19 protein-coding genes and 1 pseudogene are annotated in these 23,065 nt (G+C 66.5%); 17 read left to right on the forward strand and 3 right to left on the reverse strand.

The genetic code is table 11. The annotated features are described in order from the left end of the window. The 7 genes from ACWEWT_RS12115 to ACWEWT_RS12145 form a co-directional block, all read left to right on the forward strand. Positions 1–815: NAD(P)/FAD-dependent oxidoreductase (locus ACWEWT_RS12115; RefSeq protein WP_452558385.1), on the forward strand; the 815-nt coding region annotated here is incomplete at its 5' end. A gap of 43 nt (positions 816–858) precedes the next feature. Further along, positions 859–2,220, forward strand: a complete 1,362-nt coding sequence (glnT, locus tag ACWEWT_RS12120; protein WP_452558386.1) for a type III glutamate--ammonia ligase — start codon at positions 859–861, stop codon at positions 2,218–2,220. Positions 2,221–2,240: 20 nt separating this feature from the next. Next, positions 2,241–3,140, forward strand: coding sequence for a class II glutamine amidotransferase (locus ACWEWT_RS12125; protein ID WP_452558387.1), 900 nt, complete (start codon positions 2,241–2,243; stop codon positions 3,138–3,140). Further along, a complete protein-coding gene (locus ACWEWT_RS12130) occupies positions 3,125–3,847 on the forward strand; it encodes a GltB/FmdC/FwdC-like GXGXG domain-containing protein (protein WP_452558388.1) in 723 nt (240 codons plus the stop codon). The genes ACWEWT_RS12125 and ACWEWT_RS12130 overlap by 16 nt, the downstream gene beginning before the upstream one ends. Positions 3,848–3,869: 22 nt before the next feature. After that, the gene (locus ACWEWT_RS12135; protein WP_452558389.1) at positions 3,870–5,195 is read left to right on the forward strand and encodes an FMN-binding glutamate synthase family protein; all 1,326 of its coding nucleotides are present in this window, start codon (positions 3,870–3,872) and stop codon (positions 5,193–5,195) included. 11 nt (positions 5,196–5,206) lie between these two features. After that, positions 5,207–6,463: an allantoate amidohydrolase gene (locus tag ACWEWT_RS12140; protein ID WP_452558390.1), complete on the forward strand. Its 1,257-nt coding sequence runs from the start codon at positions 5,207–5,209 to the stop codon at positions 6,461–6,463. A 73-nt stretch (positions 6,464–6,536) separates the two neighbouring features. Continuing rightward, a complete protein-coding gene (locus tag ACWEWT_RS12145) occupies positions 6,537–7,334 on the forward strand; it encodes an SDR family NAD(P)-dependent oxidoreductase (protein WP_452558391.1) in 798 nt (265 codons plus the stop codon). Between the two features lie 431 nt (positions 7,335–7,765). Here the strand turns inward: ACWEWT_RS12145 and ACWEWT_RS12150 are convergent, their stop codons facing one another. Further along, positions 7,766–8,491, reverse strand: a complete 726-nt coding sequence (locus ACWEWT_RS12150; protein WP_452558392.1) for a TetR/AcrR family transcriptional regulator — start codon at positions 8,489–8,491, stop codon at positions 7,766–7,768. 2 nt (positions 8,492–8,493) lie between these two features. On the opposite strand from ACWEWT_RS12150, the gene ACWEWT_RS12155 reads away from it, so the two are divergent. Both ACWEWT_RS12155 and ACWEWT_RS12160 read left to right on the forward strand, forming a co-directional pair. Then, the gene (locus ACWEWT_RS12155; protein ID WP_452558393.1) at positions 8,494–9,369 is read left to right on the forward strand and encodes an NmrA family NAD(P)-binding protein; all 876 of its coding nucleotides are present in this window, start codon (positions 8,494–8,496) and stop codon (positions 9,367–9,369) included. Positions 9,370–9,403: 34 nt separating this feature from the next. Next, positions 9,404–10,438, forward strand: a complete 1,035-nt coding sequence (locus tag ACWEWT_RS12160) for an amidohydrolase family protein (protein ID WP_452558394.1) — start codon at positions 9,404–9,406, stop codon at positions 10,436–10,438. 136 nt (positions 10,439–10,574) lie between these two features. Here ACWEWT_RS12160 and ACWEWT_RS12165 read toward each other — a convergent pair whose 3' ends face one another. Further along, entirely contained in the window at positions 10,575–10,970 is a 396-nt protein-coding gene (locus tag ACWEWT_RS12165) for a RidA family protein (protein WP_452558395.1), read from the reverse strand. 311 nt (positions 10,971–11,281) lie between these two features. Then, the gene (locus ACWEWT_RS12170; protein WP_452558396.1) at positions 11,282–12,712 is read right to left on the reverse strand and encodes an MFS transporter; all 1,431 of its coding nucleotides are present in this window, start codon (positions 12,710–12,712) and stop codon (positions 11,282–11,284) included. 191 nt (positions 12,713–12,903) lie between these two features. Between ACWEWT_RS12170 and ACWEWT_RS12175 the strand changes: the two genes are divergently transcribed. The 8 genes and pseudogenes from ACWEWT_RS12175 to ACWEWT_RS12210 all read left to right on the forward strand — a co-directional run bounded on the left by ACWEWT_RS12175 (position 12,904) and on the right by ACWEWT_RS12210 (position 22,858). Then, positions 12,904–16,044: a BTAD domain-containing putative transcriptional regulator gene (locus ACWEWT_RS12175; RefSeq protein ID WP_452558397.1), complete on the forward strand. Its 3,141-nt coding sequence runs from the start codon at positions 12,904–12,906 to the stop codon at positions 16,042–16,044. Positions 16,045–16,168: 124 nt separating this feature from the next. After that, positions 16,169–16,403 (forward strand): annotated as a pseudogene (locus tag ACWEWT_RS12180) (hypothetical protein); the annotation flags it as partial. A 797-nt stretch (positions 16,404–17,200) separates the two neighbouring features. Then, a complete protein-coding gene (locus ACWEWT_RS12185) occupies positions 17,201–18,394 on the forward strand; it encodes an amidohydrolase family protein (protein WP_452558398.1) in 1,194 nt (397 codons plus the stop codon). A 133-nt stretch (positions 18,395–18,527) separates the two neighbouring features. After that, positions 18,528–19,265: an NIPSNAP family protein gene (locus ACWEWT_RS12190; protein WP_452558399.1), complete on the forward strand. Its 738-nt coding sequence runs from the start codon at positions 18,528–18,530 to the stop codon at positions 19,263–19,265. A gap of 114 nt (positions 19,266–19,379) precedes the next feature. Then, entirely contained in the window at positions 19,380–19,793 is a 414-nt protein-coding gene (locus tag ACWEWT_RS12195) for a nuclear transport factor 2 family protein (RefSeq protein ID WP_452558400.1), read from the forward strand. 154 nt (positions 19,794–19,947) lie between these two features. After that, entirely contained in the window at positions 19,948–20,799 is an 852-nt protein-coding gene (locus ACWEWT_RS12200) for an ABC transporter ATP-binding protein (RefSeq protein ID WP_452558401.1), read from the forward strand. Between the two features lies 1 nt (position 20,800). Continuing rightward, the gene (locus ACWEWT_RS12205) at positions 20,801–21,664 is read left to right on the forward strand and encodes an ABC transporter permease (protein ID WP_452558402.1); all 864 of its coding nucleotides are present in this window, start codon (positions 20,801–20,803) and stop codon (positions 21,662–21,664) included. 327 nt (positions 21,665–21,991) lie between these two features. Next, the gene (locus tag ACWEWT_RS12210) at positions 21,992–22,858 is read left to right on the forward strand and encodes an ABC transporter substrate-binding protein (RefSeq protein WP_452558403.1); all 867 of its coding nucleotides are present in this window, start codon (positions 21,992–21,994) and stop codon (positions 22,856–22,858) included. Positions 22,859–23,065 lie beyond the last annotated feature (207 nt).

Consider the following 23,065-nt stretch of genomic DNA (forward strand, 5'->3'; position numbering starts at 1 on the left):
TCTGGCCGGGCCTGTACCTCGACGATTTCGCCGCCTTCGCCTACGAACCGCTCGGCGGACGTGGCGAGGCGTACCTGGCCGGTATGGCATTCGCGGCGGCGGCCCGGGCGCTGGGCGTCCGGATCCGCCAGTCCACCCCGGTCCGGGAACTCGTCGTCGGGGCGGCCGGAGCGGTGCGGGGAGTCCGGCTCGACGACGGCTCCGAGATCCACGCGGGCACAGTGGTGCTCGCGGCGGGTCCCTGGACGCCCGCGCTCGCGGCGAGTGCCGGGGTACCGGTGGACGTGCGGGCGCAGCGCGCGCAACTCGTCCTGGTCGATCAGGGCGCGCCGCTCCCCGTGGTCCCGGTGCTGTCGGATCTGGCCGGACTGTCCTATCTGTGCCGGGAACCCAACGGCGAACTGCTGGCCGGAAACTCCGACCACCGGGCACCGGAGTACATCGACCCGGACAACTATGTGAACCGTGCCGACGAGAGCACGGTGGACAAGGTGATCGGCAAGCTCGGGCACCGGCTTCCGGATATGCCCGATCCGCGGATCACCGGCTCCTATGTCGGTGCCTACGATGTCACACCCGACTACAACCCGATCATCGGCCCGGCCCCGGTCGAGGGCCTGTTCCTGGCCACCGGTTTCTCCGGCCACGGGTTCAAGATCTCCCCGGCGGTGGGCCGGCTGGTGGCCGATCTGCTGCTCACCGGAAAGACCGATCTGCCCGGGGTGGATCCGCACGATTTCCGCTGGTCCCGTTTCGCCGAGGGCGATCTGCTGGTCAGCCCGCATCCGTACGCGGGTGCGGGGGAGATGCGCTGAGACCTCCACCGCCCGTACCGTCCACCGATCATCTGGAGCGACCATGACCATCGATACCGCCCCCGTTCTCGCCCCCGCGACAGGTCGTACCACCGGCCCGGCAACTCTCACGGCACTGGCGAAGGCCGCCGGCATCGAATACATCCTCGCGCTGTTCACCACCCTGGCGGGCAAACCCTGCGCCAAACTGGTTCCGGTCGAGGCGGCCGCGCAACTGGAGGCCGGCGGTGCCGGTTTCGCCGGCTACGCCGCGGGCAGTATGGGGCAGGAGCCGAAGGATCCCGATCTGGTCGCCGTTCCCGATCTCGCTTCGTTCACCCCGATCCCGTTCATCCGTCCCGGGCTGGCGCTGGTGCACTGCGATCCGCATGTGCACGGGAAACCCTGGCCGTACTCGCCGCGGGTGATCCTGCGGGTCGCGCTGCGCCGGGCGGCCGCGCGCGGCCTCACGGTGAAGGCCGGCGCGGAGATCGAGTACTTCCTGGTCAACCGGGCGGCCGACGGCACCCTGCGCACCGCCGACGATGCCGATACCAGCCGCCGGCCCTGCTACGACGCCCGCGATGTGACCAGGATGTACGACCACCTCACCGAGATCTCGGCGGCGATGAACGCGCTGGGCTGGGGTAACTACGCCAGCGACCACGAGGACGCCAACGGGCAGTTCGAACAGAACTTCGCCTACGCCGAGGCGATGACGACGGCGGACCGGGTGATCACCGCCCGGTACCTGCTGTCGGTGATCGCCGAGAAACGCGGTATGCGAGCGACTTTCATGCCGAAGCCGTTCGCCGATCGCACCGGTTCCGGGATGCACCTGCACCTTTCGCTGTGGAACGGCGAGCGGCCGATCTTTCCCGATGCCACCGATACCCGCGGTCTGGGCCTGTCCGCCACCGCGTACGCCTTCATCGCGGGCCTGCTGGAGCATGCCTGCGCCATGCAGGCGCTCCTGGCGCCGACGGTGAATTCCTATAAACGCCTGGGCGCGGTCTCCACCAGCAGCGGTGCCACCTGGTCGCCGCGCCGTGCCACCTACGGCGGTAACGATCGCACGCACTACCTGCGAGTGCCCGACGAACATCGGGTGGAATTGCGCGGCGGTGACGGTTCGGCCAACCCGTATCTCGCGCTGGCCGCCGGGGTGGCCGCGGGACTCGACGGTATCGAACGCGAGCTCGATCCCGGCGCACCCGGTGAACAGCGGGATTCCGGTGCCGTGCTGCCGATGACCCTGCTGCACGCCATGGACGCGCTCGACGCGGACCCCGTGGTCGCGCACGCGCTCGACGGGGCGGGGCCCGGCGTCAGCGAATATTTCGCCCGCCTCAAACGCGATGAGTTCTTCGCCTGGCACAACACGGTCTCCGCGTGGGAGATCGACGAATACCTGACCGCTTTCTGATACCGCGACGAGGAGTTCCTATGTGCGGAATAGTCGGGTTGCATCTGCGCGACCCCGCGCTGCACCCACGGCTCGGCGAACTGCTGACCGCCATGCTCGACCAGATGTGCGAGCGCGGACCGGATTCGGCCGGGATGGCGATCTACGGCGACCCGCGATGGTCGCCACCCGGCGTGGCCACGGTATCGCTGCTCGACGCCGGAGTACCGGCCGCCGAACTCGCCGCGGCGATCGGCACCGATATCGGCACCCCGGTCACCGGGATCGATCTGACGCCGACCACGGTGCTGAACGCGAAGACCGACCCGGAGAGCCTCGCCGCCGCGGCCCGCCGGGCGGCGCCGGCCGCCCGTGTCATCGGATTCGGCCGCGATCTCACCGTGCTCAAAGGCGTCGGCGATCCGAGTGCGCTGGCCCGGCGGTTCGGACTGCCCGCGGCGGCGGGCTGGCAGGGGGTCGCGCATACCCGGATGGCGACCGAATCGGCGGTCACCGCGGCCGGTTCGCATCCGTTCTCGGTCGGCCCGGACCAGTGCCTGGTACACAACGGATCGTTCGCGAACCATATGAGCGTCAAACACGAACTGGAACGGGCCGGCGTGGTTTTCGACAGTGCGAACGATACCGAGGTGGGTGCCCGTTTCGTGGCGCGGGAGCTCGCCGGGGGCGCCGATCTGGAGAAGGCCCTGCGGCTGCTCGCCGAACGCTTCGACGGCTTCTACACCCTGCTTGTCGCCAACCGCGAATCGTTCGCGGTGGTGCGCGATCCGATCGCCTGCAAACCGGCGGTCGTGGCCGAAACCGATCGCTGGGTGGCGATGGCTTCGGAATATCGCGCGCTGGCCGGCCTGCCGGGTGTGGAGCAGGCCCGCATCTTCGAACCCGAACCGGAGGAGGTCTACGTATGGCACCGACAGTGAGTACCGAGGGCACGGTGCGGGCCGAATCCGCCGGCACGGTCCTGGATCTCGGCACGTACAGCGTGCGGGAGGTCAATGCCCTGCTGCACGGACCGGACGCGCCGCGCCGGGTCACCCTGACCGCGCCGCGGGGCGCGCATGCGATGGTATGCGGTCTCGACGACGAGATCGAGGTCACCGTCGAGGGACATGTGGGTTACTACTGCGCCGGGATGAATCAGCGGGCCACGGTCACAGTCCGCGGTAATGCCGGGGTCGGGGTGGCGGAGAACATGATGTCGGGGACGGTGCGGGTCACCGGTAACGCCTCCCAGTCGGCCGGGGCCACCGCGCACGGTGGCCTGCTGGTGATCGAGGGCGACGCGGGCGCCCGATGCGGTATCTCGATGAAGGGTGCCGATATCGTCGTCGGCGGCGATATCGGGCATATGAGTGCGTTCATGGGACAGGCCGGACGCCTGGTCGTGTGCGGTGACGCCGGTGAGGCGCTGGGGGATTCGCTCTACGAGACCCGGATCTACGTGCGCGGACGGGTCGCCTCGCTGGGTGCCGATTGCGTCGAGAAACCCATGCGCCCGGAACATCTGGCCGAACTCGGTGAGCTGCTCACGGCGGCCGGGTTCGACGCCGCACCCGGCGAGTTCACCCGGTACGGCTCGGCCCGCACCCTCTACAACTTCCACGTCGACAACCTCGGCGCCTACTGACACGCCTATCAGGAGACCGAATATGACCACTCCCGCGCCGGTGAATCCGGCACTCCGTGAATCGGCGACCTATCCGCGCTCCGTGATCGCCGAGATCCAGCGCGCCGCCGATACGGGTCTCTACGATATCCGTGGCTGGGGCGCGAAACGGCCGCTGCCACATTTCGACGATCTGCTCTTCCTCGGTGCCTCCATGTCGCGATATCCGCTGGAGGGCTACCGCGAACGCTGTGACACCGACGTCGTACTCGGCGATCGGTACGCGACGAAGCCACTGCATCTCGATATTCCGGTGACCATCGCCGGAATGAGTTTCGGTGCCCTGTCGGGCCGGGCCAAGGAAGCACTGGGACGCGGCGCGAGCGCGGTGGGCACCTCGACGACCACCGGCGACGGCGGTATGACCGCGGAGGAACGCGGACAGTCGAAAACGCTCGTCTACCAGTATCTGCCGTCGCGCTATGGGATGAATCCCGATGATCTGCGCAAGGCCGATGCCATCGAGGTCGTGCTCGGACAGGGCGCGAAACCGGGTGGTGGCGGGATGCTGCTCGGCCAGAAGATCACCGAGCGCGTCGCTCGGATGCGTACGCTCCCGCAAGGGGTGGATCAGCGGTCGGCGTGCCGGCATCCGGACTGGACCGGCCCGGACGATCTGGCGATCAAGATCATCGAGCTGCGCGAGATCACCGAATGGGAGAAACCGGTCTATGTGAAGGTCGGCGCCACCCGGACCTATTACGACGTGAAGCTCGCGGTGCAGGCCGGTGCCGATGTGATCGTCGTGGACGGTATGCAGGGCGGTACCGCGGCCACCCAGGACGTGTTCATCGAACATGTCGGCATCCCCACCCTGGCGGCCCTGCCGCAGGCCGTCCGGGCACTCCAGGAACTGGACGTGCACCGGAAGGTGCAGCTCATCGTGTCCGGTGGGATCCGCAGCGGCGCCGATGTCGCCAAGGCCATGGCCCTGGGCGCGGACGCCGTCGCCATCGGTACGGCCGCGCTCATCGCCCTCGGCGACAACAGCCCGCGTTTCGCCGAGCAGTACGCCGCGCTCGGTTCGGCGCCCGGTTGTTACGACGATTTCCAGGCCGGCCGCGATCCGGCCGGGATCACCACCCAGGATCCCGAACTGGCCCGTAATCTCGATCCGGTCGCGGCGGGACAGCGCCTGGCCAATTATCTCCGGGTGCTCACCATGGAGGCGCAGACGCTGGCGCGGGCCTGCGGTAAATCGCATCTGCGCAATCTGGAGCCGGAGGATCTGGTGGCCCTCACCGTGGAATCGGCGGCCATGGCCGGTGTTCCGCTGGCGGGGACCGACTGGATTCCCGGCCGGTTCTGACGAGGATGGATATGCGGACTTTCGACACCCTGTGGAACGACATCCTGGACGTCGGCCGGGCCCCGGCCACCGGTGGTTATCGCCGGTTCGCCTGGAACGATGCCGATCTGACGCTGCGCGAATGGTTCACCGGCTGCGCGGGTGCGCGCGGAATGCAGGTGGAGGTGGATCGCAACGGCAACCTGTGGGCGTGGTGGCTGCCGCCGGGATGGGACGGGGATCCGGTCGACGCCTTCGTCACCGGTTCACATCTGGATTCGGTCCCCGACGGCGGTGCCTTCGACGGGCCGCTCGGTGTGGTGAGCGCGTTCGCCGCCGTGGATCTCGTCCGCGAACGAGGTATCGTCCCGGACCGCCCGGTCGCCGTGGTCGCCTTCTGCGACGAGGAAGGCGCCCGGTTCGGTGTCGCCTGCGTCGGATCCCAGTTGAGCACCGGCGCGCTGACCGCCGAACGCGCGCTGGGGCTGCGTGACAGCGACGGCATCACCCTGGCCGAAGCGCTCGCCGGCGCGGGTCGCGATATCGGGCACCTCGGACCGGACCCCGAACTGGTGAAGCGGGTCGGTGTATACGTCGAACTGCACGTCGAGCAGGGCCGGGCCCTGGATCTGGTGGACCGTCCGGTCGCGGTGGCCTCCGCCATCTGGCCGCACGGCCGGTGGGTGTTCGAATTCTCCGGCGAGGCCAACCACGCCGGCGCCACCCGGCTGATCGACCGCCGCGATCCGATGCTCGCCTACGCCACCGCGGTGCACACCGCCCGGCAGGCTGCCGAACTGCATACCGCGGTGGCGACCTTCGGCAAGATCGCGGTACTGCCCAACGGCGCCAATGCCATCGCCTCCGAGATCACCGCCTGGCTGGACGCCCGGGCCGCCGACGAGGACACCCTGCGCCGGCTCGTCGCCGAGATCGAGGACCGGACGCGGGCGGATACCACCGCCGCCGGGATCGGCCTGCGGGTCGAGGCGGAATCGGTGACCCCGATCGTCGAATTCCCGGCGGACATTCGTGATCGGGTCGGCCGGGCTCTCGCGCAACTGGGCGAGGTCCCGGTGCTGCCGACCGCGGCGGGCCACGATGCGGGAATTCTGTCGGCCCTCGTCCCGACGGCGATGCTGTTCGTCCGCAATCCGACCGGTATCTCGCATTCGCCCGTCGAATTCGCCCGGGCGCAGGACTGCCACACCGGGGTACGCGCGCTCGCCGATGTCATGACCGAATGGGTGTGCCCGGCCGCGGCGGAGGTGAGCGACAGGCGCGAGTGACGGTTCCGGCGAGTTCGAATCGGCCCGAGTGGGATCCGCGACCCGGTCCGCTCCTGCCGTTAACGTGCACGGGGTGGACTTGGAACTGAACGGAAAACGGGCGATCGTCACCGGCGGTAGCAAAGGGATCGGGTTCGCCGTCGCGCGCGGACTGGCGAACGAGGGTGTGGATGTGGTGCTCGCGGCCCGCTCGGCCGAGCCGCTGGCGGCCGCCGCCCGCACGCTGGCGGAGGAGACGGGCCGGCGCGTACTCGCCGTACCCACCGATACCGGTGACGACGACCGAGTGCGCGCGCTGGTCGAGCGGACCGTCGCGGAACTGGGCGGCGTAGATATCCTCGTGAATTCCGCCGCCACTCCGTGGAGTGCGGGGGCGAGCAGCGATCTGGCGGGAACGGATGACGAGACCGTGCGGCGTGAGGTCGAGATCAAGGTTCTCGGATATCTGCGCACTGCCCGCGCGGTGGCGCCGTACCTGGTCGAGCAGCGGTGGGGAAGGATCGTCAATATCAGTGGACTCGGTGCGCGGCAGGCGAATTCGATCGCGCAGACCATCCGGAACATCAGTGTGTCCGCGCTGACCAAGAACCTGGCCGACGAACTCGGCCCGTCGGGTGTCAATGTCACCGTCGTTCATCCCGGCTTGACCAGAACCGAACGTCTCACCGACCGTTTGACTGTCGATGCGGAGAAATCCGGACGCGCGATCGCCGACCTCGAGGGCGAGATCGCGCGTAACACCCTGCGGCGGGTCATCGATGCGCGGGAAGTCGCCGATGTGGTCACCTTCCTCGCCTCTCCGCGCAGTATCGCCATCACCGGTGACGCCATCGCGGCGGGCGGTGGAGTCCCCGGTCCGGTGTATTACTGATCGACTGTGGGAGTGTGGGCGGCGTCGGGATCCGATCGAATGCCCGCTCTCCGGTCACTGCGGTAATCGAGAGGGTCCGTGCCTGGTCAACCGTTTTGCCCGCCGGGTGTCCTGCGTGGGCTTCCCCTACGAGCTCTACTCCACGGCAAACACGCCGGAGCACGGCCGATCGTACGAGCGGTTCTCGATTCCGACGTCTCCGGCGGGCAGGGGGCCGGGGATGTCGACCGGGCCGGATTGCCCCTCGGATGCTGAGGATTACCGGGGTCGAAACCGAATTCGGTCCTGAGCGGCATAACCGGGACCTCGGCGATCGTGACGTGGGGCCGGCCACCGGGCCCTCGACCGGTGTGCCGACGAGTTCGGCAGGCGGTTGCTGTGCGACCGCGTCATCGCACTGTGTGTGGCAGACGAGTTCGCTTCCTCGTCGTTCACGGCTCGGAAGGGCAGTTCCCGGAGGTGAACTGGTTCGCCGCAGTTGATGGATGCAGCACGATGCGGCACAGGCGCCGGATCCTGTCGAGGTCGACATCCGTCGTCAGGTGCTCCTCCTCCGGGATCTCGTCGACGACGGGATGGATTCCGAGCAGCACGCGCGGAAGCGTCGGGTGGACGACCAGGCCGATCAGCTCGGTCGCCGCCGCCTGGGCCTCGCCGGATGTGAGCCCCGAGGTGGTTTCCAGGTGCGCCGCGAGATCGCGGGCCGTGGTCCCGAAGAGGACGTCGTAGAGGCCGGCCGCCACATCCGGCAGCCGGTCGGCCTCGGCTATGCCGAGACGGAGCATCCGGGCGACCGAGGACCACCGCAACAGTTGGACGAAGCGCCCGCAGTACCGCACGACTGCTTCCGCGGGTTCGTCGGCGTATTGCCTGGGCGTGCGCATCCGCCCAGCGAACAGGGCGCGGGCGCGCTCGACGACTGCGAGGAACAGCGCGTCCTTGGTCGGGAAGTGCGCATACAGAGAACGTTTCGAGGTTTCCGCGCGCGCCGCGATCGCGTCCATGGAAGTTCGCTCGAAGCCGCCCTCCAGGAACGCGAGTTTCGCCGTGTCGAGGATGTGCTCTCGCAGCGTTTCACCGCGTCGGGCCATGGCGTGCCACCTTAAGTATACGGTACGGTAGAGTCTACTTTTGTTTCCGGGAGTAGGAGCAATCATCCATGATCGTCGTCACCGCCCCCACTGGGCAGACAGGTAGCAAGCTGGTCGCCACGCTGCTCCGGCGAAGTGAACCGGTGCGCCTCGTTGTTCGGGAACCGGACAAGCTGCCCGCGGAAGTGCGGCAGCGCGCCGAGATCGTCGTCGGGTCGCACTGCGACGGGGCTGTCGTCGATCGCGCCCTCGACGGCGCCGACGCGTTGTTCTGGCTCATGCCGGCAGCCGCGAACGCGAGCAGTCCCTACGAGGCGTACGTGACCGCCTCGGTCCCCGGCGCCGACGCCGTCGTGCGCCACGGTGTGCCGCGCGTCGTGATCGTTTCCGCGCTCGGGCGAGGATCGCAGATCTATGCGGGCCACATCTCCGCGTCGCACGCGATGGAGGATCTCTTCCGCAGCACCGGCGCGCACGTGCGCTCGCTCGCGCTGCCCGCCTTCATGGACAACGTCCTCAGGCAGGTGCCCACGATCAGGAACGGAGTCGTTTCCGGCACTCTCCCAGCTGATTTCACGATGCCCTGGATCGCGACGAAGGATATCGCGGCACTCGCTGCCGAACTCCTGGTCGATCACACCTGGACCGGGCAGGAGTCCGTCGACGTCCTCGGTGGAGAAGACCTCTCCTACCTGGATATCGCGCAGATCCTGACCGAGGTTCTCGGTTCGCCCGTCCGGTACGAGCTCGGAGACCGCGCTGCCGTGCGCCGCTTCCTCGTCGATCGCGGCGTCTCCGAGCCGATGGCCCGGTCCATGGTGGATATGGACCTGGCCGGCGAGCGCGGCATCAACAACGGTTCAGTGCGTACCGCCGCGAACACCACTCCCACCACCTTCCGCGAGTTCGCGGAAGCGACCATCAAACCGGCGTTGGCCGATTGACCGTCTTCGCTTCCGACTCCACCAGGAGCTCCTCATGACGCTCATCTGTATCGAAGAACATGCGATCGACCCGTCTATCGCCGAAGCGGCAGGTCCGGTCCTCGCCCGCGAGGCGCCGTACATGCGGGCCCAGAGTTCCAGTTCCGCGCCGGTCCGCGCCGGTGCGGGCCGACGTCCCGCCGTCGACATCCACAAAGCGATCCGCCTCGGAACCGACCTCGGGCAGGACCGCATACGGCGGATGGACGAGCACGGCATCGACGTGCAGATCGTTTCCTGGACCAGCCCGGTCCAGCTGGTCCCCGGCAAGAGGGCGATCGCCCTCTGCGAATCGGTCAACGACCGGCTCTCGAAGGCGGTCCTCGCTCGCCCCGATCGCCTTCAGGGGCTGGCGGCGTTGCCGTGGCACCTGCCCGCCGCCGCCGTCGACGAACTCGACCGCGCCGTGACCGATCTCGGTCTGCGCGGCGTCCTCATCCTGGGACGTCCCGGTGCCGGGTTCCTCGACGAACCCACCTACCAGCCGATCCTGGACCGGATCGCCGCATTGCGGGTGCCTCTCTACGTGCACCCGTTCCACCCCGTTCAGCAGGTGCAGCGATCCTATTACGCGGGTTTCGACGACAAGGTGACTGCGGAGTTCTCCCTGGGGGGATGGGGCTGGCATCATGAGGCCGGCATTCATGTGCTGCGGCTCATCCTGGCCGGAGTGTTCGAACGTCTTCCCGACCTACAGGTCATCAGTGGCCACTGGGGCGAGATGGTCCCCTTCTATCTCAGCCGCCTGGACGACGTCCTCTCACCGGGCGACACCGGGCTGTCACGCACGATCGCCGAGGTCTACCGCTCCAACGTATGGGTCACGCCCAGTGGGATGTTCCACCGCCCCCAGTTCGACTTCATCCGTGCCGAGTTGGGACTCGACCGGGTGATCTGGTCCACCGACTTCCCGTTCCTCCACCTCGGCGGCGTGCACGAGTTCCTCGACGAACTCGACATCACGACCGAGGAACGGGAGAGGATCACACATCGCAACGCTGACCGGCTCTTCCGGCTGAACGGCGGGTAGTCGGCCGTCCGTCGCCCGCTCCGGTGCCGAGCCGCGTCCACGCCGAAATCCGGCACAGCCTCGGCGACACCGCAACTTCGCAGTACGCATGCTGTTTCCTTCCATGGGGCTGTTCGGGTTCGGAGCGGGCCGGTACTCAGCGCGCGAGGGCGGTGACTTCTATTTCGATCTGCCAGTCGGGCCGGGCGAGGGAGGACACCTCGAGCAAGGTGTCGGCGGGGTAGGGCTCGTTGAGGAACTCGCCGCGCAACGCGATGACTTCTTCCAGATGGGCGGCCATATCGGTGACGAAGATCCCGACCTTCACCACGTCGGCCAGGTCGGCCCCGGCCGCGGCGAGCACTCGTCGGATGTTGGCGAAGGCCTGCCGCCCCTGGGTCAGGAAATCGTCGGAGACTGTTCGGCCCTGCTCGTCGATGCCCGCCTGCCCGGATACGTGGATGAGGCCGGCGGCCACGATAGCCTGCGAGATCTTGTACGGCGCATACCAGTCGGGGGTGGTGGCGATCTTCTCGGCGCGCTGTGTGGTCATGACGATTCCTCTCGATGTTGTATGTACCCCGGTATCGGAGCACCAGGGCGATGGCGGGCCATCCGGTCCCGGCCCTGCGGCGCCGCGCGGGCTGCTCCGGAGCCGAGGGCCGCGGTGGACGCCGGGCCCGTCGAGCCCGCGGCCGCGAATCGCGCTGTTGTGATGACTGCGTTCTTCACGCAGTTTCCTCTGGTGTCGGTGTGCTGTTCGTCGAGCACTGTTCGTCGAACAGGCAGTGGTATGGGCGCGGGCGTGAACCCATCGGCACCCGCTGTTCTCCTACCGGGCTGTCCTGGTCGCTGCTCCGGTGATCACCCGCCTCGGACCGGGGCGAGTGTGTTCGCCGCGGTGGGGTGTTCGTTGTCGGCTGCTCGGCGTCCGGGCAGCACCGCCGCGGCGAGCAGGCCGAGAAGAGTGAGCGCGGCGGCCACGACGACGGTGGTGCGCAGGTTGTCCGCGGTCGCGATCCGCAATGCCTCGTCGTCGAGCCCGGCTGTGCCCGCGTTCGCGATACCGACGAGGGCCGCGAGTCCCGCGCCGATACCGACCTGCATCGCGGTATTCGCCATCCCACCGGCGCTGCCCTGCTCGTGATCGGCGACGCCGAGGCCGGCGGCGGTGAACATCGTCGGGAAGACGGTGCCCGTCCCCGCGCCGTAGACCACGATTCCCGCCAGGATCATCGGGTAGGACCCATCGGTGACCATCCCGACCGCGAGCAGAAAACCACCGCCCGCCGCGAGAACCAAACCGATGATCAGGGTGGCGCGGACGCCGATTCGGACGATGAGCCGCTCGGCGGCGAAGTTCGCGACCGCGATCACCAGCGACAGGCTCAGGAACACGAGCCCGGTGACCAGCGCGCTGTACCGCCACACGTTCTGTAGGAACAGCGTGAGGAAGTAGACGATGTTCTGCACGCTCGCGCCGAATACGAAGATCACGGCGAGCACCGGCCCCAACGCACGGGCCAGTCGTAACGGCATGAGTGGGCTGGTGCTGCGCGCTTCGATGAGCAGGAACGCCGCCAGCAGCGCCACCGCTGTCGCGCCGCCGCCGAGGACGAGAGGCGAGGTCCACCCGGACTCCGCTCCTTGCGCCACGGTGAATACCAGGAGGGTGATGCCCAGGGTTCCGGTGAGCGCGCCGGGTACGTCGAATCCGCGCGCCCGATCGCGCGACCCGTCCGCGGGCAGCAGCTCGAACGCGGCCGTCGCGCCGGCGACGACCAGCGGAATATTGATCAAGAACACCGCTTGCCACCCGAACGAGCTGGTCAGCACACCGCCGAGCAGCGCGCCGAGGCTGAGGCCGGCGGCCCCGGCCATCGCCCAGATCGCGAGCGCGCGGATTCGCTGCGCACCCTCCTCGAACATGGTGTTGACCAGCGACAGAGTCGCGGGGAACAGCAGCGCCGCGCCGGCTCCCTGGACCGCTCGGGCGGCGATCAGCGCGGTCGTGGCGGTGGCCAGGCCACCCAGCAGCGATGCGGCGCCGAAAACCACCATGCCGAGGACGAACATCCGCCGCCTACCGAGCAGATCCGCGGATCGCCCACCCAGCAGCAGCAAGCCGCCGAAGAAAATGGCGTAGGCGCTGACCACCCACTGCATCGAATGCCCGGAGAAACCGACGTCGCGGGCTATATCGGGCAGGGCGACATAGATGATCGTGAAATCCAGCGAGGTGATCAGGCTCGAGAAGGCCAATAGCGCCAGGGTTGTCGCAGGGCGTCTCATCATCTGTCCTTTTCCGGGTAGCCGGGGCGGGTAGAGCAAGGTGCCGTGGGAGTCATGCGGCGCCCGAGCCCACCGGGGGAGTGGCTTGCGCGCTGCCGCGGCGCCCACAACCTTCGCCGCAGCGGCCTACAGAACCCCTACAGTCGCCCTACACGGCGATCGACCGTCCGCGGACGGTCCGTATCGTCTCCGGGATGAGGTTCGGCGTGCTCGGTCCACTGGAGGTGTGGACGGATCGGGGTGTGCAGGTCGTGATCCCCGCTGGACAGGTGCGGACCGTGCTCGCCGCGCTGCTCGTCCACCGCGGGCGTCCGGTGTCCACTGATCGGCTCGTCGATGTGTTGTGGCCGCGGCGAGCACCCCGCGACCCGATATCCGCGTTACAGGTCAAGGTCTCGCAGCTGCGCGGTGTCCTCGCCGCCGCCGAGCCGGGCGCCCGCGCTCTGGTGGTGTCCGGGTCCGCGGGTTATCGCCTCGATGTCGCGATGGACGCCGTGGACGCGGGCCGTTTCGAGAAGATGCTCGTACTCACCGGCGCGGATGCGCGATCGCGGGCGGACGTAGTGACCGCCGCGCTCGGACTCTGGCGCGGCACGCCCTTCGCCGACCTCGCCGATGCGGAATTCGCGGCGGTCGAGGCGGCCCGGCTGGAGGAACTGCGGCTCTCGGCTGTGGAGACTCGGGCCGAAGCGCTGCTCGACCTCGGCGAATACACCGGCTTGGCCGCTGAACTGGCGCCGGTTGTCGCCGAATATCCCCTGCGTGAACGACTCCGCGCCGCGCAGTTGCGCGCACTGTACAGGTCCGGTCGGCAGAGTGATGCTCTGGCCGGTTTCACCGAGCTGCGGGAACGATTGCGCGCCGACCTCGGCGTCGATCCGGGACCCGAGATCGTCGCCGTGCACCGGGCCATCCTCGCTCAGGACCCAGTGCTCGTACCTCGTTCGCCGGGCACGCCGACAAACCTGCCGGGCCAGCTGACCGAGCTGATCGGTCGTGCCGACGCGGTGCGCGAGGTGCGTGGTCTGGCCGGTGACTATCGGCTGGTAACCCTCGTCGGTCCCGGCGGTGTCGGCAAGACGCGACTCTCGATCGAGACGGCGCGCACGCTGGTCCCCGATCATCCCGGCGGTGTCCGGTTCGTCGAGCTCGCCGGGATCGACGCGACCGCCGCCGCCGATACGATCATCGTGGACACGGTGCAGGCGGTGCTCGGAATCAGAAGCGATATCCAGTCCACCGCCGGTCCGTTCGACCGGCTGGTCGCCGCGCTGGACGGTAAACAGGTGCTGCTGGTCCTCGACAACTGCGAGCATCTGGTGGCCGTGATGGCCGAATTGGCCGAGCGGCTGTTGCGGTCGGTTCCCGGGCTGCGGATCTTGGCCACGAGCCGGGAACCGCTCGGCATCTCCGGTGAAGCCGTTTACCCGGTCGCTGGGCTCGATCTGCCGTATTCGTCTGCGGATATCAGTGTGGAGGCGCTGCCGCGGTTCAGTGCAGTCCGGCTGTTCGCCGCACGTGCGGCGGCCGCCTCGCCGGGCTTCGCCATCGATGCGGGAAACGCCGCGGCTGTCGTTACGATCTGCCGCCGGCTCGACGGAATTCCGCTGGCACTGGAGCTGGCCGCCGCCCGGGTGCGGGCATTCGGTATCCGGGAACTGGCGGCGCGGATGGACGATCGTTTCGAGCTGTTGGTCACCGGGCGCCGCTCCGGGCCCGGTCGGCAGCAGACGCTGCGCGCGATGATCGACTGGAGCTGGGAGCAGTTGACCGCGCCGGAACAGGTCGTGCTGCGCAGGCTTTCGGTACACAGTGACGAGTTCGGTCTGTCGGCGGCCGAATATGTCTGCGCGAGTGCCGGTCTCATTCCCGCGCGCATTGCGGACCTGCTCGCCCGTCTGGTCGATCGTTCGCTGGTCGCCGTTACCGATACCGAGGCGGGCCCCCGCTACCGGTTGTTGGAATCGGTCGCCCTGTACTGTTCGGATCGGCTGGTAGAAGCCGGGGAGGCCGACTCGCTGCGCGCGGTGCGCAATGAATACTACGTGGCGCTGGCCGAAAAGGCGCATGCGCAGCTACGCAGTGTCGACCAGCGGCACTGGCTGGCGGTGCTGGACGCGGAGTATACGAATCTGCTTTCCGCAGTGGAGGATTCGGCGCGCCGTGGGGACGCGGGTGTCGCGCTGCGACTGGTCTGCGCGATGGCCTGGTACTGGTTTCTGCGGGGGCGGATCGGGGCGGGCATCCGACTCCTCGACACGGCGCTCGGCGCCGGTCGGGAGACCGCTCCCGACCTGTGGGCGCGGGCCAACGGCTGGCGATCGGCGCTCACGCTGCTCGGCGCTGCCGCGTCGGACCGGCCGGAGCTGATCGAGGCCGGGCTGGCGGGATTCGACCAGGTGAGCGATCCGGTGGGCCGCGCGTTCACCGAATGGCTACTCGCCGAGGTACTGCTCGGCGGCGGTGACCAGTCGGTGAGCGAAACGCTGGCCCAGCGGGCGCTGGCCGGTTTCCGTGCGCACGGCGATCGATGGGGCCTCGCTGCCGCCCTCAGCAGCATGGCCCACCACGCCATGCTGCGCGGCGACCTCGCGGCCATGGCGCGTGACGCATCCGAAAGTGCGCGCCTTTTCGCGGTTCTGGGCGATCGGTGGGGACAGCTCCGTGCTGAGGAACTGCTCGGCCGCCGCGCCGAGATCGTCGGTGACTACGCCGAGTCCGCGAGACTGCGTAGCGACGGACTGCGCCGAGCCGAGGAGCTCGGACTCTGGCCGCAGGCGGCCGATATGATGTCGGGGCTGGGCCGGCTCGCGCTGCTCTCGGGCGACCTGGCCCGGGCACGACGCCTGCACGAACGTGCCCTGGAACTCTCGGCGGACCAGGGGCACGAACCCGGCCGGATCTTCGCCGAGGTCGGCCTCGGCATCGGAGCCAGGCGGGAGGGGCGCTTCGACGATGCCGAGAGACACACCCGAGCATCCCTGGACTGGAACCGCGACGTCGACTACGCGCCCGGGATCGCGCACAGCCTGGCCGAACTCGGCTTCATCGCCGAACAGCGCGGCGACTCCGAACGGGCCCGCGCCTACCACCAGGAAGGCTTGGCCGTGGCCCAGCGTATCGGTGACCCTCGCGCGATCGCCCTCGCACAGGAAGGCCTCGCCGGCGCCGCCGTCCTCGCCGGGCACACCGAACGGGCCCGCCGCCTGCTCCGGGCCGCGGCGGCGGCGCGGGCCGCGGCGGGGGCACCGTTGCCCGAACAGGAGCGCGTGGACGTGGACCGCATCACGGCGGCGATCCGCGCAGCCTCCGATCGTCCCGATCACATGTTCTAGTTGCCGAATCATGGTTGGGCGACCTATCGCAGGTGCTCCGTGGTGGCAATCGTGAGTTCGGGAAAGCACGCGCTACCGCCGACGGTGGTGATCCCGGCTCGGCCGCGCCCCACCTCGATCCGCAGCGTGGTGTTCGACCGCGGCCACGAATGCCGTGATCGCCTGGACCACAGAGTGTTACGGGCGCGCTGCCGAACAGATGCGCCGGGCCTGGGCGGCGTATCGGCGACGAGGTCTCGGCCCACATCAGCCTGCCACTCGGCGCCGATATCAGCTTATTCGGCGCGGTCGAGGTTGGTATCGAAGGCGAACTCGCCCAGCTCGGCCCGACCGGGTGCGGGCGTCGTGGGAGTGGGTGAGGGCGTCGGAGAATTCGAGCAATGTGCCGGCCCACAGCCTGCCTTTATCGACAAACCGGACGTTCCGGAATCGGTTCGTTCACGTCGGCCCGTATCGCCCGGACACCGCCGCCGATGCCCAAACCGGTAGCTGCGACTTCGAATTGTCCGGTGAACAAGGCCGGCTATATGTCGACCCGCCTGTTCGCCAAAGGGTTTCGTGGTGTTCCGGATGCCGATCGGCTTCGGTCGGCAAGGCCGGCCGGGTTCGTACGCACATCGGCAGCAGGGTGTGTTCAGTGGACGTGCCGAACCAGCTCGATGCACCGGTCGGTAACGTCGGTGTTCCCGTACACCAACGGATTTCGATCGCATGGCACGACATCCCGGCCGACCGGTTTCGGCGAGGATTTCCCCGGCGCAGCCATGCTGCGGTGCGACAGAGGGTTCCCGACAGCGAGCGTGCCGAAGACGAGTCGAAGTGCGCATCCGGCGCATGATCGACCACGACATCACCCCGTTCTCAGCGGCAACTTCTTGCCTGTCGACGTGGTCGCCCCGACATAGATGTCGCGCGAGTCGAGCGGTTCGCGAAACGAACTCGGCAACGCCCCGAGAACCGTCGCCGACGAACCCGGGCTGCTCTGCGGGGGCATGGGCGCGGCGGCTCCACGGGAAGCCGAGCCTGTAACGGTTCGCCGAGCCGCTCGTCCCGCGGGCGGGGCTCACGGAAAAGTGAGGCTGGACACACAGCTCGGTCTATGCCAAACTGCGATCTGACGAACAGTCAGATTGAGTCAGAGAGGCATAGAAGTCATATGTCGGATCTCCCGAGAATCATCAGCGTCGACGACCACATAGTCGAGCCCGCTCATTTATGGCAGACGTGGCTGCCGAGGAAATATCGCGAGCAAGGTCCCCGTGTCGAGCGTCGTGGAATCGGCGATATCCGGCATGTCGGAGGCGGGCGATATGAGCAGACCTTCGATCCGGACGGGCCGAAGGCGGACTGCTGGGTATTCGAAGATCTCGTATACGTTCATAAACGTCACGTGGCCGGGGTCGGATTCAGCCGCGAGGAAATGACGATGACCCCGATGACGTACGACGAGATGCGCCCCGGGTGCTACGACCCGGTCGAGCGTACTAAAGACATGCTCGCGAACCACGTCGACGGATCGCTCTCGTTCCCGACTTTCCCCCGGTTCTGCGGACAGACCTTCACCGAGAACTCGGACAGGGAGCTGGGTCTGGAATGTATCAGGGCGTACAACAACTACATGGTCGAGGAATGGTGTGGTGACAGCAACGGGGTGCTGATTCCGCTGATCATCGTGCCACTGTGGGATGCCGAATTGGCCGCTGCCGAAGTCCGGCGCAATGCCGAACGAGGCGTCCATGCTGTCTGCTTCAGCGAAATTCCCGCGCATCTGGGCCTGCCGAGCATCCACAGTGGGTTCTGGGACCCGTTCTTCCGGGCCTGCGAAGAGACGTCCACCACGATCAACATGCATATCGGGTCGTCGTCGAGGATGCCTGCGACCTCGGCGGATGCACCGGACGGAGTCGCTGCCACGCTCTCCTTCAACAACTCCATGACATCGCTGGCGGATTGGCTGTTCTCCGGGAAGCTCGTCGAGTTTCCCGATCTGAAAATTGCCTATTCCGAGGGGCAGATCGGATGGCTGCCGTATCTTCTCGAGCGCGCAGATACCGTGTGGGAAGAGCACAGGGCATGGGTCGGACGTGACGGAATCACTCCGGAGCCGCCCTCCGAGTATTTTCGGCGTAACGTGTTCGGCTGTTTCTTCAAGGACTATCATGGAATCGCCTCACGGGATGTGATCGGAATCGATAACATCACTTTCGAGACCGATTACCCGCATACCGATTCCACGTGGCCGGAGTCGAAAAATGTCGCCGAGAAGCATCTACTCGGGCTGAGTGACGAAGAGAAATACAAGATACTTCGCGGAAATGCTATCCGGATGTTGAACCTGGACCGGGTCTGACGGGAGTCGCGAACTCCTGTATCCGAACCACTTCCCGTCCCGGCGGGTGCCGGCCAGGGTGACGACATTGTCATCCGGTCCGGAATCGAATGGGATCGACAAGCTGACAGTGCGGTCGCATTTGGAGGCCCACATGAACGACAAGATATATATCCATGAGTACATCGACATAATCGGCCACAACCGAGAAAAGTACATGTACCATATGGCTGCCAATTTCAGCCCCATCGGACAAGAAGAACGCAACCAGAGCTGCTATGGAATCTGGGGTGTGGTGGGGAGTACTGGGTACTGGCCGCAAGTAGTGAATATCTGGGAAGAAGAGGGGCTTTCCGGACTCGCCGCATCCTTTCGGCACGAGCTTCGACATGAGGCGCTGCAAGATCCCAAGCTCGCGAAATGGTGGGCCACGGCGGCAGAGTTTCGCTCGGGAGGTCGTGATCGGCTCCTGCTGCCCGCGCCGTGGAGCCCCACCTCCGCGGATCTCTGCGCCGCCGGAGTGACCGGCGATGTCTACGCCCAGGAGGAAGTGCACGTCGCGCCCGGACAAGCGGGCGAATACCTGCGCAGAGTGCACGATATTGCCGTACCGCTCTACGAACGCTTCGGGTGGCGGCTCGTCGGAGCCTGGGAGACATTGATGACCAACGACAGTGAGGCCTTCGTGCTCTGGGCCATACCGTCGTGGACTCAGTGGGCCGAGCTGGAGAAGGCTCTGCGCACAGACCCCGCCCTCGCGGCATGGCGTGCGCAGAGCAACGAGCTGACCACTGCCCTCCATCGTTATCTCCTGGTCGATGCCCCTCTCTCGCCGTTCCGGACCGGCCGGCAGCCGCGGCGAGAGGATCGCACCGAGCAATGGGTGGAGTGATCGAGGAAGCGGGATCAGCGGCGGTGCCGCATCGGTCTCGTCGCGACCGACGGTGCGCCGATACCGAGTTGCCGGAGCGGCACAGTGAGGCTTTGCAGGAAGGACATACTGGTCATGACGATTGCGCGCCCGGACTCGACGGCGGCAGAACTGGAGGTCCGCGACCTTCTCGGCCGTTGCGCTCTCTGTGCCGATGAGGGCCACGCTGAGGAGTACCGGAACTTCTACAGCGTGGATGTGGTCTGGGAGACCACCGGCACACGGCAGGTCGGCATCGACGAGGTGGTCGCCGCCGCAGTCGAGCGGCGCAGGGCGGGCGTCAGCGGACCGGGCTCACACACCCGCCACGTGATCACCACGCTCACCGTGAGCATCGACGGCTCGACGGCTCAAGCGCTCAGTTATGTGCAGTTCTACCGCAATACTCACGACGCACCGATACCGGCGCTGCTCGTGCGGTACTCCGACCAGCTCCGCCGGGGCGACAACGGCTGGAAGATCACCCACCGTCGCATCACTTCCGGATAAGTGCCAGATGCCGGGATCCGGAATGTTCACGGCCAATGATCGGAGCGTTACGCCTTGCCCGACCGAGTCTCTGCCCACGAATCGGTCGTGGACCGTCCGGTGACACCGAGTTCCGTCGAACACGGCCCACCAATTCATGTCGAAGGTATAGAAAATGACCACAAACAGCTCGATCGCTTCAGGGGCCCGAGAACAGGACCGCCCCATCGATCTACCCAGTGGTTCCCGTCCGAAGATTACCGCGAACGGTGTCGAACGGTCCTTCGGGTCGGGCGGCGGTAGTGTCCACGCGCTCGGTCCGATGGATATCAGTATCGATGAGGGTGAGTTCGTTTGCATTGTCGGTCCCTCTGGCTGTGGTAAATCCACATTCCTGAGGATAGTGGCCGGACTGCTGCCGCCTTCGAAGGGAAAGGTTACCGTCGCGGCGAAATCGGCTCATCCGGCGTCGATGATATTCCAGGATTACGGAATCTACCCGTGGAAGACAGTCGAGGCCAACGTGCGTTTCGGTCTCGACATCCAAGGAGTTCGTAAATCCGAAGGCCGTAGACGTGCGCGTTCATGGCTGGAGAAGATGAGGATAGCCGAGTTCGCCGATGTTTATCCTGCTCAGCTCTCCGGCGGAATGCGCCAGCGGGTCTCGATCGCGCGTGCCCTCGCATCCGAACCGGAAATCCTGTTGATGGACGAGCCCTTCGCCGCGCTGGACGCTCAACTTCGCACGATCCTGCAGGAAGAACTGCTCGAATTGTGTCAAGCCGAGCGTCGCACGGTTCTCTTCGTTACGCATAGCCTCGAGGAGGCGATCATCCTCGGTGACAGGGTGGTGGTGATGAGCGCGCGACCGGGGCGAATCCTGGCAGAGCGACGCTCTCCGTTCCCACGTCCCCGGTCCGCCGCCGTCCGCGAGGCTCCAGAGTTCGCGGCATTCGAGGCAGAGCTGTGGGAGCTGCTCCGCGGCGAGGTCGAAGCGGGGCAGGGCTCCGCTGGTAGGAGAAAATGAGATGTCGCATACTTCCGAGAGCTCTACCGATCGAGTGCTGGTGCGATTACCAGGCCGAGCGGAAATAAACTCGGCCGGCGCCATTCGACGCCGCAGAGGCATCGATACCGCACTGGCAGTCGGCTTCCCGGTGCTGCTGCTCATGCTGTGGCAGTTGGCCAGCACCGTGGGCTGGATAGACAGTCGCCTCTACCCGGCGCCCACGGACATAATCCGGGACGGCTGGGACCTCCTGAAATCAGGAACGCTCTGGCCAGATATACAGATAACGACCATGCGGGTCTTCTACGGATTTGTCATCGGCTCGTTCGCAGGCATTGTTGTCGGTCTCGTCATGGGTTCGATCCGCTGGATTCGAAAGATGCTCGAATCGACACTCGATGCGCTGTATGTGGTACCGAAACTCGCTCTGCTTCCGATTCTTCTGAATATATTCGGGCTGGGTGAAGGGCCGAAGATCGCCCTGGTCGCCACGACCGTGTTCTTCTTTGTCTGGATCTCCACCATGTCGGCTGTTATTTCGGTTCCCGAGGGCTACCGAGAGGCTGCGCAGTGCTTCGGCGCGAACCGGTGGGACATGTTTCGGCATGTACTCGTGCCCGCTTCGCTACCGCAGATCTTCGTCGCCATGCGGGTGGGCGCCGGGATAGCTTTCCTGGTGATCGTCGCCGCCGAATTCATCGTCGGAACGGACGGGCTGGGCTATCTGATCTTCAACTCACGCGCACTGTTCCTCAACGGCCATATGTTCGTCGGCATCGTCGTCGTCGCCGTCGGTGGTGTGATCTTCACCGAGATCGTCCGATTCATCGGTCGGCGGTTGACGAAATGGGCTCCGCACGACGGCGCTGCCACGAACGCCTGACGGCGACTCTTGTCCCCCTACGAGAATGCTGAGGACAGCATGAGAAGAACACGTACGTCACTGGGGCTCGTCTTCGCCGCGGTGCTCACATTGGCCGTATCGGCCTGCGGGGGTGGTGAGTCGGATGCCTCTCGATCCGCGGGCCCGGTAACCCCGCGCGCCGCGACGGGTCTTCCCGTCGCCGGCTGTGCGGGCGGCCGGACCGATCCCGCCGACCGCGCACCGGACCGGAAACCCGCCCGATGTGAGGCGAATTCTCCCCAACCGCAACCGCTACCGGGCAAAACCAAGCTGTTGGTGACTTCCTCGACACTGCAGAGTGAGTTCATGGCCAATGTTCGTCTCGCGATAGCGAGTGGTGAGTTCGAGAAAGAGAACCTCGAGGTCGAACTCAAACAGGTACCCGCGGCGGACAGTATCAATCTCTTGGCCTCGGGAAAGTCCGATATCTCCGTCGGGGCACCTGATTCGGCATTCTTCAACGGGTTGGCAGCCGGAATCGACCTGCGCTGGGTCCTGGGAAATTACTTCTCCGCCGACGATTCCAGGGCAGGATTGTGGATTCGAGACGTGGACGGGCGTCCGGGGAAGATATCCGACCTGAAAGGTAAGAATATCGGCGCGATCGTGGGCTCGGGCAGCGTGACGATGTATCCGCTCACCCAGGGGTTCGCCGAAGCGGGCGTCGATATCGACGATGTGAAGTTCCAGTCGTTGCCCGCGGCCGACCTGGTCACATCGTTGGAGAACGGAGCGATACCCGCAGCGTGGCTGAGTGACCCCTACTGGACCCGGATCAGCAGCAGCAGCGGTTACACGTTCGCGGTCGGCCAACCACCTGCCGAGCCGCTCGGCGGGATCATCTTCGGACCGAATATGCTCCGGGAGAAGGGCGATGCGGGTGTCGCGTTCGTCAGGGCTCTCGTGCGGACGGTCAACACGTACCTGACCGGCGACTACAAGGCCGATCCGAAGACGGCCGCGAGTGTGGCCGCGGCGGTCGAACTTCCGCTGGAAATCATGACACGGACTCCGTCACTGGTATTCGACTGGGAGATCCGCGAAGGAACCACCGACCGCCTGCAAGAGAGTTTTCAGGAGACCGGTGTGTTCAAGGGAAGCCGGATCCTGCCGGAGTCCGAGGTCGTGGATCGTTCGTATTACGCGGAGGCAGTGGGGCAGCCCGCCGGCTGACGTGATATCGAATTGCCGATCTGTGGCATCCGATGGTCCCGACTGTCGCCGGTACTCCCTGGCAAGGACAGTCGCGACCGCAGAATGTGTGATCGGAAAGGGCGGCCGACCCCGGCCCCTGTTCAGGCGTCGAGAGGTTCCGGCCTCAACCTGTAGGAGAAGGTCGACTGCCCTTTCCCCAGGGTAGTAGCATCACCAAGGAGTGCC

The organism is Nocardia sp. NPDC003963 (genome assembly GCF_053605105.1).